Origin of the sequence: Vibrio mexicanus, from assembly GCF_001012815.1 — a bacterium.
In the GTDB taxonomy this organism is placed as follows: Bacteria; Pseudomonadota; Gammaproteobacteria; order Enterobacterales; family Vibrionaceae; genus Vibrio; species Vibrio mexicanus.
Genome location: NZ_JYJP01000127.1, coordinates 36,305 through 48,727 on the forward strand (window position 1 = coordinate 36,305; position 12,423 = coordinate 48,727).

At 44.5% G+C, this 12,423-nt stretch carries 18 protein-coding genes; 2 read left to right on the forward strand and 16 right to left on the reverse strand.

What is annotated here, in order from left to right; all coding sequences use genetic code 11:
* Nucleotides 1-209 precede the first annotated feature (209 nt).
* Complete coding sequence (locus tag UA76_RS19425; RefSeq protein ID WP_047049558.1) at nucleotides 210-1,901, forward strand: alkaline phosphatase family protein; 1,692 nt, start codon at nucleotides 210-212, stop codon at nucleotides 1,899-1,901.
* A gap of 66 nt (nucleotides 1,902-1,967) precedes the next feature.
* Here UA76_RS19425 and UA76_RS19430 read toward each other — a convergent pair whose 3' ends face one another.
* From UA76_RS19430 to UA76_RS19495, 15 genes are all read right to left on the reverse strand, one after another.
* On the reverse strand, nucleotides 1,968-2,375 hold the full coding sequence (locus tag UA76_RS19430; RefSeq protein WP_047049559.1) for a DUF1801 domain-containing protein: 408 nt from the start codon (nucleotides 2,373-2,375) through the stop codon (nucleotides 1,968-1,970).
* Between the two features lie 103 nt (nucleotides 2,376-2,478).
* Nucleotides 2,479-2,853: a VOC family protein gene (locus UA76_RS19435; protein WP_047049560.1), complete on the reverse strand. Its 375-nt coding sequence runs from the start codon at nucleotides 2,851-2,853 to the stop codon at nucleotides 2,479-2,481.
* A 162-nt stretch (nucleotides 2,854-3,015) separates the two neighbouring features.
* Complete coding sequence (locus tag UA76_RS19440; protein ID WP_047049562.1) at nucleotides 3,016-3,543, reverse strand: GNAT family N-acetyltransferase; 528 nt, start codon at nucleotides 3,541-3,543, stop codon at nucleotides 3,016-3,018.
* Between the two features lie 159 nt (nucleotides 3,544-3,702).
* On the reverse strand, nucleotides 3,703-4,080 hold the full coding sequence (locus tag UA76_RS19445; RefSeq protein WP_047049563.1) for a nuclear transport factor 2-like protein: 378 nt from the start codon (nucleotides 4,078-4,080) through the stop codon (nucleotides 3,703-3,705).
* Nucleotides 4,081-4,120: 40 nt separating this feature from the next.
* Nucleotides 4,121-4,354: a methyltransferase domain-containing protein gene (locus tag UA76_RS19450; RefSeq protein WP_047049565.1), complete on the reverse strand. Its 234-nt coding sequence runs from the start codon at nucleotides 4,352-4,354 to the stop codon at nucleotides 4,121-4,123.
* Nucleotides 4,355-4,552: 198 nt separating this feature from the next.
* Nucleotides 4,553-5,056, reverse strand: coding sequence for a peptide deformylase (gene def, locus UA76_RS19455; RefSeq protein ID WP_047049567.1), 504 nt, complete (start codon nucleotides 5,054-5,056; stop codon nucleotides 4,553-4,555).
* A gap of 137 nt (nucleotides 5,057-5,193) precedes the next feature.
* Nucleotides 5,194-5,610 carry a VOC family protein gene (locus UA76_RS19460; RefSeq protein ID WP_047049569.1) on the reverse strand — a complete coding sequence of 139 codons (417 nt, stop codon included), beginning with the start codon at nucleotides 5,608-5,610 and terminating at the stop codon, nucleotides 5,194-5,196.
* A 25-nt stretch (nucleotides 5,611-5,635) separates the two neighbouring features.
* Nucleotides 5,636-6,103, reverse strand: coding sequence for an OsmC family protein (locus tag UA76_RS19465; protein ID WP_047049570.1), 468 nt, complete (start codon nucleotides 6,101-6,103; stop codon nucleotides 5,636-5,638).
* A gap of 47 nt (nucleotides 6,104-6,150) precedes the next feature.
* Nucleotides 6,151-6,570 (reverse strand): DMT family transporter, encoded by a 420-nt coding sequence (locus tag UA76_RS25500; RefSeq protein ID WP_337588554.1) that lies wholly within the window; start codon nucleotides 6,568-6,570, stop codon nucleotides 6,151-6,153.
* The gene (locus UA76_RS25505) at nucleotides 6,459-6,995 is read right to left on the reverse strand and encodes a DMT family transporter (RefSeq protein ID WP_337588555.1); all 537 of its coding nucleotides are present in this window, start codon (nucleotides 6,993-6,995) and stop codon (nucleotides 6,459-6,461) included. Before UA76_RS25505 ends, UA76_RS25500 begins: the two co-directional genes overlap by 112 nt.
* 947 nt (nucleotides 6,996-7,942) lie before the next feature.
* Nucleotides 7,943-8,167 (reverse strand): hypothetical protein, encoded by a 225-nt coding sequence (locus UA76_RS24955; protein ID WP_238322361.1) that lies wholly within the window; start codon nucleotides 8,165-8,167, stop codon nucleotides 7,943-7,945.
* Nucleotides 8,168-8,483: 316 nt separating this feature from the next.
* Nucleotides 8,484-8,801 carry a DUF4144 family protein gene (locus UA76_RS19480; protein ID WP_047049573.1) on the reverse strand — a complete coding sequence of 106 codons (318 nt, stop codon included), beginning with the start codon at nucleotides 8,799-8,801 and terminating at the stop codon, nucleotides 8,484-8,486.
* 89 nt (nucleotides 8,802-8,890) lie between these two features.
* Nucleotides 8,891-9,340, reverse strand: a complete 450-nt coding sequence (locus tag UA76_RS19485; RefSeq protein ID WP_047049575.1) for a YHS domain-containing (seleno)protein — start codon at nucleotides 9,338-9,340, stop codon at nucleotides 8,891-8,893.
* A gap of 89 nt (nucleotides 9,341-9,429) precedes the next feature.
* Nucleotides 9,430-10,050, reverse strand: a complete 621-nt coding sequence (locus UA76_RS19490) for a LysE family translocator (protein WP_047049578.1) — start codon at nucleotides 10,048-10,050, stop codon at nucleotides 9,430-9,432.
* On the reverse strand, nucleotides 10,047-10,622 hold the full coding sequence (locus UA76_RS19495) for a DJ-1/PfpI family protein (RefSeq protein WP_047049580.1): 576 nt from the start codon (nucleotides 10,620-10,622) through the stop codon (nucleotides 10,047-10,049). Before UA76_RS19495 ends, UA76_RS19490 begins: the two co-directional genes overlap by 4 nt.
* Before the next feature lie 435 nt (nucleotides 10,623-11,057).
* Here UA76_RS19495 and UA76_RS19500 point away from each other — a divergent pair, with 435 nt between their 5' ends.
* The gene (locus UA76_RS19500) at nucleotides 11,058-11,996 is read left to right on the forward strand and encodes an NAD-dependent epimerase/dehydratase family protein (RefSeq protein ID WP_047049582.1); all 939 of its coding nucleotides are present in this window, start codon (nucleotides 11,058-11,060) and stop codon (nucleotides 11,994-11,996) included.
* A gap of 79 nt (nucleotides 11,997-12,075) precedes the next feature.
* Here the strand turns inward: UA76_RS19500 and UA76_RS19505 are convergent, their stop codons facing one another.
* Nucleotides 12,076-12,381 carry an NIPSNAP family protein gene (locus tag UA76_RS19505; protein WP_047049584.1) on the reverse strand — a complete coding sequence of 102 codons (306 nt, stop codon included), beginning with the start codon at nucleotides 12,379-12,381 and terminating at the stop codon, nucleotides 12,076-12,078.
* Nucleotides 12,382-12,423: the final 42 nt, after the last annotated feature.

The window sequence follows — 12,423 nt, forward strand, 5'->3', positions numbered from 1 at the left end:
TATGATATCAGATTAGTATTTGAATTTGATAGGAAAGTAATGGATTAGGTGATTAAAGTTGGAATAGACGATATTCCAACTTTCTAACCCTTTGTGATTAGTATTAAGGAGTTAAGTTTTTAGTTAAACAGATTGGTTAAAACAGATTGGGTAAACCAATCTGTTTAACGCTTTTCACGGTGCTAGGCCACCGGTAAAGGTAATATTTTATGCACAAAATGACTTCAATCGCGCTTGCGATCTCCTTGTCTGCCGTTTCTACTTTCGCGTTAGCAGACGCGTCTCAACCAAAACTTGTACTTCAGGTCACGGTCGATGCCCTCAGAGGTGATCTTCCTGAACGTTTCAGAACAAACATGGGTGAAGGCGGTTTTACTTATTTACTTGATGAGGGAATCCATTACACCAACGCTCACTACCAGCATGCCAACACAGAGACGATTGTTGGCCACGTTGCTCTTGCGACCGGAGCGCCACCGGCTGTGAACGGCATGGTGGGGAACGTATGGTACGACAGGGGGTTAGGGCGTTCTGTGTACAACATCGAAGATGGCGACTTTTCCCTTCTAACATCAGGAGCGGGGGTCGACCAATCGGTTGAAATCGATGATACACAAAAAGCGGCGCAAGGCGATGGCCGTTCGCCACTTAACATCCATACTTCCACAATCAGTGATGAAGTGGTTAAAGCCTCAAATGGTAAAGCGCGAGCTTACTCTGTTTCGTTTAAGGATCGCGGGGCAGTATCGTTGGCCGGCGAGTTAGGAAAAGCATTTTGGTTTTCTAAAGCCACCGGTGGATTTGTTACCAGCGATTACTATTTTCAGGATTATCCAAACTGGGTGATGGACTGGAATGATAAGGGTTTTTTAGAACAATATAGTAATCAGCGTTGGGAACTCATGCTTGATCGAGAAAAGTACCTATTTGCTGAAGAGGGGGATGTGAGCTTTAAGACCGAATTGGCTACTTTCAAACGATCCTTTCCTTACCCATATGGGCCATCAAGTTTTAAGTACTTTACCACAATGCTGAGTTTGAGCCCTGCTGGTGACGAAATCGTTGCTGATTTTGCCAAAGATCTGATCGCTCAGGAAAAGCTTGGTCAGAATGACTACACCGATTACCTCGCCGTAAGCTTTTCGGCAACCGATTACGTTATTCATACTAGTGGGCCATCGAGCATTGAAGCGGAAGATAACTTGTTGAGACTTGACAGAACGCTTGCCGATTTATTCGAGTATGTTGATGAGAAAGTTGGGTTGGAAAACACGTTAATTGTTTTGTCTTCAGATCATGGTGCGCCCGATGCGCCGGGCTTCATTACCAATCATGGCGGTTCTAAGGCTGGCTATTTTGGATTGGCAGCGCTTGAGGAATCTGGCTTGTTTGAACGCACGCAAGAAGAGTTTGGTGTTGGCAAGGAGGTCTTACTGGCTTATTCCGATCCGTATTTATACCTTAATCATGAGGTCCTCAAAAACAACAAGCTGAACCTTGCGGAAGTGCAGTCTTTTATAGCCAAAGAGGTTGTTAAGATTGTAGGGGTTGATCAGGCATTCACCTCTCATGATATTGAATCTGGAACCTTAATGGACACACGTATCGCGAGATTGGTATCGAACAATCACTTTCCTTCACGATCTGGTGACATCTATCTGGTTTATAATCCAAATGTGTATATTAACGACTTCGATAGCTTAAGAGTGGCATCGGTTCATGGCTCTCCTTGGCGTTACGATACTCACGTACCAGTGATTTTTGCAGGCCTTAATATTGAAGGTGCAAAGATCCACGATAAAGTGACGCCTTACGATATTGCACCAACCATCTCCGCAGTACTGGGCATTCTGCCTCCATCTGGTTCAACGGGCTCGGTTTTGACCGAAGTTTTGGATTAAAATCGTTTTATCGCAATGCAAAATGATAAGGCTCTCGATTTGGGAGCCTTTTATTTGGCCCAGTCTTCACATAGCACTCAGCAAGGGAAAGTGTTTGCGTTCTTGATAGGTGAGAGCAAGCGTCAAACAGTGCTCAATCGCCGAATAGGGGAGAGGTTGGTCTAAAGAAAGTACAATGGCTCTGTTGCCTTGAAATTGAAGCTCGTCGGCATAAAGTTCGCGAAAGGTGTCGACCAGCTTAGTTTGGCAGTGGAAGAACAAATAGCAATGATTGGGCGTTTTCAGTTTCCAATCCATCCTGATAGGGCTGCCACTTGGGACAGTTAGGCTAGGCTCTTGCCATTTCAAGCTTTCTTCAACTTTTCCAAGCTCAAGGTCGCCTGCGACTCTGTGAATCATTGTCCTCAGTTCGTTGAGATATTTCTTCGCGTTACTTGGGTAGTGAGAGATTTGATTATCAATTGGAGAGCTCATGTTTTCCTTACTAGCTGTCGGTTTCGATTAATAGCCTAGCACTCAGACGTGAGGCTAGGCGTTGGCAATTATGGCTCAACTTATGCACGGCTTAGCCCGGGACTTAACTCATGGAATGAAGCCCAATCATGTTGCCTTCTGTATCCGTGACCATAGAAATAAAGCCGTGAGGGCCAATCGAGAATTTACTGTGGACGACTTTTCCGTCAGCACCTGCCACTCGACTTTCCTCTTGTGCGCAGTCTTGGCACGAGAAATAGACTAGGGTGCTGTTTGCTCCGGCGGATACGCCATCCATTTTAGCCAACGCGCCAGATGCGCCATACTCTTCCATGGACGACGGAAATGCCCACATTTCCACGCCATTTTTTGCCTCATCATTAATTTTATCTAATGTGACTTCGAATACCGCTTCATAGAAGGCTTTTGCGCGCTCTATATCGTCGATATATATTTCAAACCAACCCACCGGATTCATCATGCTACTCCCTTAAATAACCGTAATGCATCAAGTTAAAGTTAGCGGATTTCGCCAAGTTCGCGACTCCTATGAAGCGCAATCTCATCGTTAATACACCGGCTCGTTCGAGAATTAAGAATTCAAGCCAATGTTTATTTAGACCAAGTTATTGAGACAACATTACTTAGACAATAAGGTTTGGGCGTCATGCCACACGTACAGTAGGTCGTTGACATGGTAATTTGCTCCTGGCGGTTGCCATAGGTTTGTCTCTTGGTGGTGTGCCCCTAAAGCCAAATAGAACTTACGCGCCTTAAAGTTATCTTCTAGTACTTCAAGAAAGAGCCCCTTATGCTCGCTTGTGTCACGCGCCCACTGGGCGGCAGATTGCATGAGCAGTTTACCGACTCCCTTACCTTGTGCCGCGTTGGTTACATGCAGGTTATCGATGAAACAGCCCCATTGCTCACTTTCATTACTATAAAGGCAGATGAAACCTACTATTTGGTCATCTTGAGACGCAACAATAACGTGCTGGTTGGGCTTGGGATAGTGAATACGGCGCTGCCATTCAATCAAGCGATCTTGATCCACAAGTCCCTCTAGAAATTCATCAGGAAAAATGCCCCGATAGGAGTCTCGCCAGCTTTGTGCGTGTACGGCCGCAATCAAGGGGATGTCATGTTCAGTAGCGACGCGAAGTTCCATCTTTAGATCCTATTTAAATCAAAATGTTTTACTAAACGATACGTGAATCAGTATCAAAGTGACATAGGGCTAGTTACGATGATCTGAGAAATAGATCGAAAGGTCATTATCTATGTGCGTGTCTGAAGTTGGGTTCTATTTCTAATTTTTCTGAAGGAACTAGTAAACCTCACTAATCCCCTTACGCCAGTCAGGTTGCCTGTCTTGGAATGCCCAAAACGTTTCCATATGCTGAATCAAACCTGACGAAAATGTAAATACGCTGGTGGCATAGAAGCTGTCTTTGAAAGAAGGGCTTGAAGTATAGATGATACTGATGACTTTATCGGATGTTGTTTCCTCTAGGTGAAGAACTTCGAAAGTCCAATCCTTGCCAAATAGTTCATTAACTTCAAGAAAGGTATCGAGCTGTTGATAGTGTTCTCTGCTGGTCGGCCAAACGATTTTGATATCGTCCGAAAATAGCGTCTTTGTGCTGTCGTAATCGCCAAGGCTGAATTGTTGCCATAGCGTTTTAACGGTATCTAAATGAGTCATAGGGGCTCCAGTTATTACTGATTCAGGATCGGTGAGGTTGTTAGATATTGGCTGTTGGTTGGGCTTGTTCAAGCATCAATTGACTTGGGTCGACGCTGGTTGTTTGGGCACAAAATGGCACCAATGCTATGGTAGATACACCCGTGCCACACCCAATGTCTAAACCGTGTTTGAACGGCTCGGTTGGAAAAATGCTTTCGAGAATGGCTTTGTGTACTGGCGGACGATAAGCGGCATAATGCTTAGAGATTTTGTTGTTGTATACATCACTCATAGGGTTACTTCATGCTCTTTGACTGTGTTAAATCAACGCAAAGAAAGTAACCTGAATTCCATAACCAATCTTAGATGCTGTTAGCAAAATCATGATGTTACCGTTTAAATTTACGGCGTAATAATTAAGTTGTGAGCCTGACTTACTGGGTAGGAACCAGAATAGAGTTCAGCCTTGGAAGGCTGAACTCTAACGAATCTAGCGTTGAGATCTTACGAACTTCTTCACTTTCTTTAGGGCCATCTTTTGTTTTAGTGGCGAGAGATAGTCAATGAACAGATTACCCGATAGGTGGTCAATTTCGTGCTGCATGGCGATAGCAAGAAAATCGTCGCTCTTGATGGTGATTGGGTTACCTTGGCGATCGAGTGCTGACACTTCGACGCTAGTGAAACGTTCTACGTCGGCGTAGTAATCCGGAACAGACAAACACCCCTCTTGGCCAAGCGCTTTGTTCGAGCCGCTGACGACTTTCGGGTTGATGAGCACCAAGGGATCATCTTGGTTTTCAGAAAGGTCAATCACGACGACGGCTTCTTGTCGACCCACCTGCGGTGCGGCAAGGCCAATTCCGTTGCTTGTTGAATAAAGGGTTTCCAACATGTCATCAATAAGTGTTTGTACTGATTGAACATCCTCAACATCGATTGACGTTCGTTTCAATCTTGGATCGGGTGCGGTAACGATATCTAATACTGCCATAGTGACCTTGTAGTTTTTAAATGTTTATCCCCAATTAGGAATTAAAGTAATTATTCTATTGCGCTTAATACGCAGTGAATCATCTTTGGATCATTCCATTTGTGCTGCGTGGGGTAAGGTAACAAACAGAGTGTTGTTCAACGGTTAGCCATTGGGTGGTCTGAATTGAGCTGGAGTAAATCCCACAAATTGCCGTAGAGATCTTTGAACACGGCTACTGTGCCATATTCTTGTTCTTGTGGCCCTCGGATGAACTCGATACCAATTGACTTCATTCGTCCGTAGTCACGCCAGAAGTCATCCGTGTTTAAGAACAAAAAGACGCGGCCACCTGCTTGGTTCCCAATGAAATCCTCTTGCTCTGGCTTAGACGCTTTAGCAAGGAGCAGGGCCACACCGTGTGAGTTCGGCGGAGCGACCACAACCCAACGTTTATTTTGCTCGGGTTGATAGGTGTCTTCCAAGAGCTCGAACTTGAGCTTGTTGACGTAAAAGTTGATTGCTTCGTCGTAGTCATTGACGACAAGCGCGATGTGAACGATGTTTTGTTTCATAGAGATTCGCTAAGTTTTATTCTGGCTATTGGATGATTTCAGTGACGACTTCTGTTTTAACTGAGTTAGCAATAAAACAGTTTTCGTGAGAGAGGTGATGCAACTTTTCTAGCTGTTCAGTGGTGGGTTGTCGTTCTCCAGCAAAGACAATTTTAGGACGCAATGTTACTTTGGTGACGGAAGTTTTTCCTTCATCGTTCTCGCCCAATATACCAACCGCCTCGTCTTCATAGCTATCAATGACGTATTTACGCTTGGCCGCGATCGCAAGAAATACCAGCATGTGGCAACTCGAGAGCGCGGCAATGTAGGCCTCTTCGGGGTCTACGTTAGCTTCAACAGAGAGTGGGACTGGAACAACATGAGGAGAAGGAGACGCTGGAACGATCGCGCCACCATCAAACTCCCATGTGTGCTCTCGGCTATATTGATTATCGCTAAAAGTTTCAGTGGGCTTACGTTTCCAACTGATTTTGGCGAAGTGTTCTGACATCTATTTATCCTCAATTATTGTGCGCAGCCACTAGTATGGTTTGTGTGTCACGCTACGTTACGGTGTCGCTTTTTGACGCGCTTGGATCTGACGATGGCGATTAGGTTGCCCGCAAGCATGACTAGTGCTCCAATGAACAGCGCGAAGTCGATATCCTCTCCATAGGCGATGGCTCCAACGATGCCAATAGCCGGCAATCGAAGAAAATCTAAGATTACGACCACACTGGCTTCGGCAGTTTGCATGGCTTTAGTGATACAAAAGTGCGCGGTAAGCGCAGTAACGCCAATAATCAGTAGCCAGAACCATTGTGTCGAGCTTGGGGATACCCAACCGTTTAGGTTGAGCAGCAAGCTCATTGGCATTTGAATGCTGCACATATAGAAGAGTATGGTGAGGGGGCTTTCAGTACTCGCAAGAGCCTTGGTTGATGTATGTGAAATGGCGTAGCAAATCGCAGCTCCCAATACAATAAATGCGGAAGCATCAAATATATCGGACGTCGCTTTAAGATAATCACAACGCCAATCAAGCCCAGAAAAATCGACAACAACTTTCTTTGACTGAGTGGCTCGCCCAGCCATAAGCACGCGATGATGGCTGTCCATAATGGAACGGTAAATTCCAAAGCGAATACTTCCGCCAACGGTAAGGCGGCGATGCCGAGCAGCCAACCGTATTGCCCCATAAAGTGGAATAGGTTGCGAATACCATGCAGCTTTATTTTTTGAGACTGAATGTCGCTAAGCTTGCCGGTGGCGATAATAATCATGGTGACTGCTACGAATCCGACAACACTTCGTATTAACATGACTTGAGAGCTGTTAATCTCTCCGCTCAGTTCTCGAGCGCCAATGGCCATCAAGCAAAAGGAAACGATAGTGCCTGACATCCATAATACTGCGTTTAAAATACTGGCCTCCCAGTTCGGGCTCTACGCTGGCTGTTTAAAAAGGTTTTTACGTCGATCTAATCGACAATCATGAGGATGCGCTCTTACTATACTTATAGTTGAACCAAAAATAGTACAGCCCGAGTATGGTTCCTATCGGAAAGATAAACAGCCAACCAAAGGAAAGTTTGAACAGAGCAGGGTAAGCCCAGTTTTTATTGTTTAAGAGGCCGTAACCGCTGTAAGCGGAAAGTACGAAAAGGGCACTGATAATGAGATTTAGAATTAGTGATGGAAGGAAGTCTGCATTCAACTGAGTGAGTGTTCGAAATAGTGAAAGTAGTGCTCCGAACCCATAGCAGCCCCAATGCCCATAAACGCCCAAGCGAGTACATTTCTGTTCCTGTTCATCTATTCATTCCTTGAATGTAGTCTTGTTATTTATTTATGTAACATAGCATGTTATAAGTTTTCATTTCTATAGCTGTGCGTAACCTTACTAGCAAGCATAAGAAAGCCAGTCCATAACGATGGACTGGTTAATCTCGGTGACAGCTATAACTATCAATTATCGGTGATACTCAGGGGTTATGAACGACCCTAGCAACATATTGAGCTTTCTGAACAAGCCTTGATGTTCTGCTTTAAACAGTTTCTCCGCTTCTTCCGGGCTGTCAGCAGGGACAATTTCAGCTTGTTAAATAAATCCATGTTCAACCAATTGAACCGCCTCCTCTTTGAATGTAGGAGAAGACAGGTCCAAGAATGTATAGTCTTCATCTTTGGCAATAAACTAACATTCCATATTCAACTCCTTGGTGTGTGAGTGTGTTTACCGCTATCGCTTATGCGAACCTGATTTAAAGTGTTTGGAGCGTGTTCTATGCTCGAAAATAAAATACTAATCAGTTGTTAAAGCAGTAATGTAGAGTTGTCTGAATCAGTTACTACGAAAGATTTTGCGCGAGACATCGGGCTTGTTCATCAAAAAGACTTTTGGCTTTCGCGTTGTTTGCCTTGGCGACAGATACCCATTGAAGGCCAGTCTCATCGATGTGTTTAAATTCAATTTGCAGTTCATACTTTCGGATCGTCAACAGCGCTGCTAGCATACCGACAATGAGTGAAAATGGCCCAGTGAGTTTACCGAACCCTGCAGGCATATAGCCCAAACAATGCTCGAAACGAGAAGGCCAATAATGATTAATCTGACAAGATGATCTTTGATGGTATTGGTTTTAACACGCACTCGATTTATTTTAGCCAGTGGATATTCATCCTCCCTAAATGTTAAGGATTGATTATCGATTCTAAAATCTTGCGGTGAAATCATATTGCTCTCCAAGCCAAAAGGTAGACGTAGCCTAACGTTTTACTTGGCTGGTGGCGAACGACTGAATCTTATATGCGATCAGTTTCAACTATCAATGAAAACGGTACAACCTTCTATTTTCACGGACAAGAGTCGTTCCAAAGTAGTGATCAAATCTATGCAGGGCGCAATGCCTCGATCGCGGAAGTAACATCGGGAAACTGGATTTTGGTGATACATATTTCGGCTTTAGAAAATTCGTGGGCTTGAATGAGTTCAGTGACTTGCTGCAATGACAGTTTGACACTTAACAATTGGTATTGAACCGAAGCAGATACGTTTACGACTTGATATTGATTGCCACAACTGTCAATTAATAAATCCTCTTCACTCCAAATCAGAGCTTGAAGTTCCTTAATCAGTTCAAGCTCGGAAGATAGAAAGATAAGTTCATCATCGCCTTCAAGTTTGAACAGGCACGGCCATTGGATCATAGCGGTAATTAGCGTCAGTTAGCAGAAACATTGTTAGCTTATCTTATGGAGTTAAGCTCATCCTGTAAACTTATGCGCGCCTGAGCTAACTAGTCATCTAATAGCTGTGGCCAAAACTTGTCGGCATTAGCAATGTTTCCAGGGATGTCTTGCTGCCAAGTCGATTGAACAGATTTGCTGTAGTTAAGATAAAGTTTATCGTCATGGATGTACCATGCATTAGGGTCTATTTTTGCGGTATATCTTTTACTCACGGCCCAAGCGCAATATCCGCCGTATTGAGGTGCGTACTTGTTGGGGTTAGCCGCAAATAGCTCTAGATTTTCTTGCGAAGTAAAGTGCCAGTCTGCACCGTTCCATTCTAGTTTGTAATTATTGCTTCCTTTGGTCGGTTTGCTTTCAGTGAAATAGGCAACCGGATCATAGCCTCGAATAGCGTTACCAAAAAAGTCAGTGTACGTAGGCTCAATTGCGGCAGCGGATGACACCGACCCAAACCATAAAATCAAGGTTGCAAACAAACTGGTTAATTTCTTCATAGCACTCTCCCTATTCTTTTTATTAGACAGGTTTAGCTTGGTTAAAATTTCAAGGGTTTGTACAACATAAACGAGGTTATGCCAGCTCTCTAGCTATCTCTCAATAATAGAAAGGTGCCACAGCTTGCAAAAGCACCGCCGCATATCTTGTTAAGCCAGTGCTTGCTTTGACTGTTTACAAAATAGCGACGAGATTTTGTGGCGAACAAAGCGTAAAGAGATAACACGCCGCCGACAGCGAGCGTTGAGATCGCGATAACGATGAAAGACTGTTGGACTGTTATGGCTTGTAAATTGATGAACGCAGGAAAAAAGCCCATATAAAAAAGAATGGCCTTCGGGTTGCTCAGTGTCATTATGAATCCCGTCAAAAGGCTAGCGTGACTTGCTGCTTTTGATTTCACCTCGGTAATATCACTAGTCACTGCGGGTTGGCACCATGTTCGGTAAGCAAGCCAAAACAAGTAAACAACACCAAGGTACTTGATAATACCTGCTAGGTCGCCCATCAAATTCGCTATGAAAGCCAAACCAGTAATAGCTAAAACGATAAACACGTAATCCGCGATGAGCACGCCAATGACAACCAATAGCCCTTGAATCCAGCCCGCTGATAATGTACGTGATACGACGGCGAGCACTGAAGGCCCCGGGATCGCTGCGGATAAAGCGATGGCGATAAAAAGTGCGATACTCGATTCAATGGTCATGATTTTTCCCAACGATACTCCATTTGGTGGGCGACTTGATTCGCAAAATCTAGATCGATGAGCTCGCATACCAAATGCAAACTCATATCAATGCCCGCAGAGATTCCGCCTGAAGTGGTATATTTACCTGAGCTAACCCAGCGTTTGTTCTCTAGAACGTCAAGGGTAGGGAATTGGCGCTTTAAGTCAGGGATATCTTCCCAATGTGTTGTGACGGAAAGGTTGTCGAGCAATCCTGCACCTGCAAGCAGAAATGCGCCAGTGCAAACCGATACCACTTTTGACGCTTTAGTATCGACGTCTTGTATCCAGCTAATAACTTTGCTGTTGTTCATCTCCTCGGTATGAACACCGCCAACGACAACCAGAAGATCGACATCGGGATGTTCTTCGATTGTGTAGTGAGGCAGGACATTAAGGCCACCGCGCGCGAAGACGGGTTCCGCCTTTTCTGCCACAAAAAACACATTCCAGTCAGACGCTCTAAGTCTTTTCGCTGTGCTGAATACTTCAAATGGCCCAGCAAAATCGAGGACTTCGGCTTCGTCATAAATATAGATAGCGATGTTCATTTTGACTCCCGATGAAAGGGCAACAGAGTAAATAGATAGCTTACGCTAATGAAAAAGGATGGGTTAACAAGCCGTTGGTTAAAAACTTGTGCTACAACACCAAATAAATTTAGGACGCGTACACGCTATTACAGCCATGTTAATTCTTTCGTTAAATCGACATGGGCTTAGACTAGTGCGCAAATTTCTCATTTTGAAAGTGAGCGTTCATTTTGACAAATAACTTCTCAAATTGACGAAAGATAGGGGGATGGAAAAGGTTAGTACTCAGCGAACTGAGCAAGATTGTACCATCAGGATTTGATAATAATTCATTATAAAACAACAGCTTGATTAGATTGATTTGCGATAATTAGACTGAATTAAAGTTGTATTGGTAGTTTGGCAAAGCCTTGCAATTGCACTGTCAGGATTAAAATAAAGACAGAGGCAGTTATGGCACATTATCTAGTTACAGGCGGTTGCGGGTTTATCGGTTCTCATTTAGTGGATGCGTTAATGGCGCAGGGGCATCGTGTGAGGATCTTAGATAATCTTTCTACCGGGCATCGAAGCAATGTTCCAAGGCATTGCGAAGTCAGGGTGGCAGATATATGTGAGCCCAGTGTGGTAGAAGCCGCAATGCAGGGTATGGACGGCTGCTTTCACTTAGCTGCTATCGCATCGGTAGAGCGCTCGAATGAAGCGTGGGTAGAAACCCACGAAGTAAACTTGACTGGAAGCATTCGTGTTTTTGAAGCCGCAAGAGCAAACAGCACGCCCGTTGTCTATGCCTCTTCGGCGGCTATCTATGGTGATAACGAAAATATGCCGTTGTCAGAGAAAGAAGCACCGAGCCCGCTGACCGCATATGGTGCAGATAAACTTGGGTCAGAGCTACACGCTCGCGTGGCTTCTCTTGTTCATGGAGTGCCGACGACTGGTATGCGTTTCTTTAATGTGTTTGGGCCGCGTCAGGATCCAAAATCGCCTTACTCCGGCGTTATTTCAATCTTTGCAGATCGAATCATGGCAAGCCAACCACTGATGATATTCGGAGATGGAGAACAAACTCGAGATTTTATTTATGTCGGAGATGTCGTTAGATTTTTGATGGCTGCAATGCAGAATGTCGGCGCGGAGGCTAAAGTTTACAATGTTTGTCGCGGAGGAACGATGTCGGTCAACGAGCTTGCTACAACGCTGATGAGCATCACCGGTTATAAGACAGAAATCAGCTATCAGCCAGCGCGTAGAGGAGATATTCGCCGGTCAATTGGGGACCCAAGTAAAGCGAACAGAGAGATCAATATCCATGCGAAAACGACAGTCGAGGAAGGGCTCCGTGAGCTTGTATCTTTCATCAATGGTGAATGGCGTCAACGCTCGGCATAAACCCCAATGGCTAGCAGGTTGCAATCAAGGCCGCAAGATGCGGCCTTAGTTATTTAATTAGGTGGATGTAATCGCTTAATCAACCTAAAACAGGGCGGAAGAAACTTCGCTCGTAGCTAACGATACAGTCAACGTTGTCTGCATATTGGAAAGCTTTGATACACTCCTGATCATTTAGCGAGTCAGCTCGATATTGTTCATAGGCAGCAAGGCTTTCAAAATTAAACAGAGCCAAAGCGATGTTGTTGGCGCCTTCTGAGGGAAGAAAATAACCATTGTGTGTCCCGCCAAATTTCTCAACAAGCGGTATCCACATGCGGGCGTAGGTTTCAAACTCTGCGACTTTTTTGGGATTAATGACGTATCGAATGTAGCAAGTGATCATCGATAAATTTCCTTAATTAGTTGGTAGCTCAAATCGGTCTGT

Bases quoted from the DNA above. Each gene is read 5' to 3' on its own strand.
- UA76_RS25505 (WP_337588555.1), bottom strand. From the start codon at position 6,995: ATGTCAGGCACTATCGTTTCCTTTTGCTTGATGGCCATTGGCGCTCGA.
- UA76_RS19430 (WP_047049559.1), bottom strand. From the start codon at position 2,375: ATGAGCTCTCCAATTGATAATCAAATCTCTCACTACCCAAGTAACGCG.
- UA76_RS19460 (WP_047049569.1), bottom strand. From the start codon at position 5,610: ATGAAACAAAACATCGTTCACATCGCGCTTGTCGTCAATGACTACGAC.
- UA76_RS19480 (WP_047049573.1), bottom strand. From the start codon at position 8,801: ATGATCCAATGGCCGTGCCTGTTCAAACTTGAAGGCGATGATGAACTT.
- UA76_RS19450 (WP_047049565.1), bottom strand. From the start codon at position 4,354: ATGAGTGATGTATACAACAACAAAATCTCTAAGCATTATGCCGCTTAT.
- UA76_RS19425 (WP_047049558.1), top strand. From the start codon at position 210: ATGCACAAAATGACTTCAATCGCGCTTGCGATCTCCTTGTCTGCCGTT.
- UA76_RS19505 (WP_047049584.1), bottom strand. From the start codon at position 12,381: ATGATCACTTGCTACATTCGATACGTCATTAATCCCAAAAAAGTCGCA.
- UA76_RS19440 (WP_047049562.1), bottom strand. From the start codon at position 3,543: ATGGAACTTCGCGTCGCTACTGAACATGACATCCCCTTGATTGCGGCC.
- UA76_RS19445 (WP_047049563.1), bottom strand. From the start codon at position 4,080: ATGACTCATTTAGATACCGTTAAAACGCTATGGCAACAATTCAGCCTT.
- UA76_RS19500 (WP_047049582.1), top strand. From the start codon at position 11,058: ATGGCACATTATCTAGTTACAGGCGGTTGCGGGTTTATCGGTTCTCAT.
- UA76_RS19435 (WP_047049560.1), bottom strand. From the start codon at position 2,853: ATGAATCCGGTGGGTTGGTTTGAAATATATATCGACGATATAGAGCGC.
- UA76_RS19495 (WP_047049580.1), bottom strand. From the start codon at position 10,622: ATGAACATCGCTATCTATATTTATGACGAAGCCGAAGTCCTCGATTTT.
- UA76_RS19490 (WP_047049578.1), bottom strand. From the start codon at position 10,050: ATGACCATTGAATCGAGTATCGCACTTTTTATCGCCATCGCTTTATCC.
- UA76_RS19465 (WP_047049570.1), bottom strand. From the start codon at position 6,103: ATGTCAGAACACTTCGCCAAAATCAGTTGGAAACGTAAGCCCACTGAA.
- def (WP_047049567.1), bottom strand. From the start codon at position 5,056: ATGGCAGTATTAGATATCGTTACCGCACCCGATCCAAGATTGAAACGA.
- UA76_RS19485 (WP_047049575.1), bottom strand. From the start codon at position 9,340: ATGAAGAAATTAACCAGTTTGTTTGCAACCTTGATTTTATGGTTTGGG.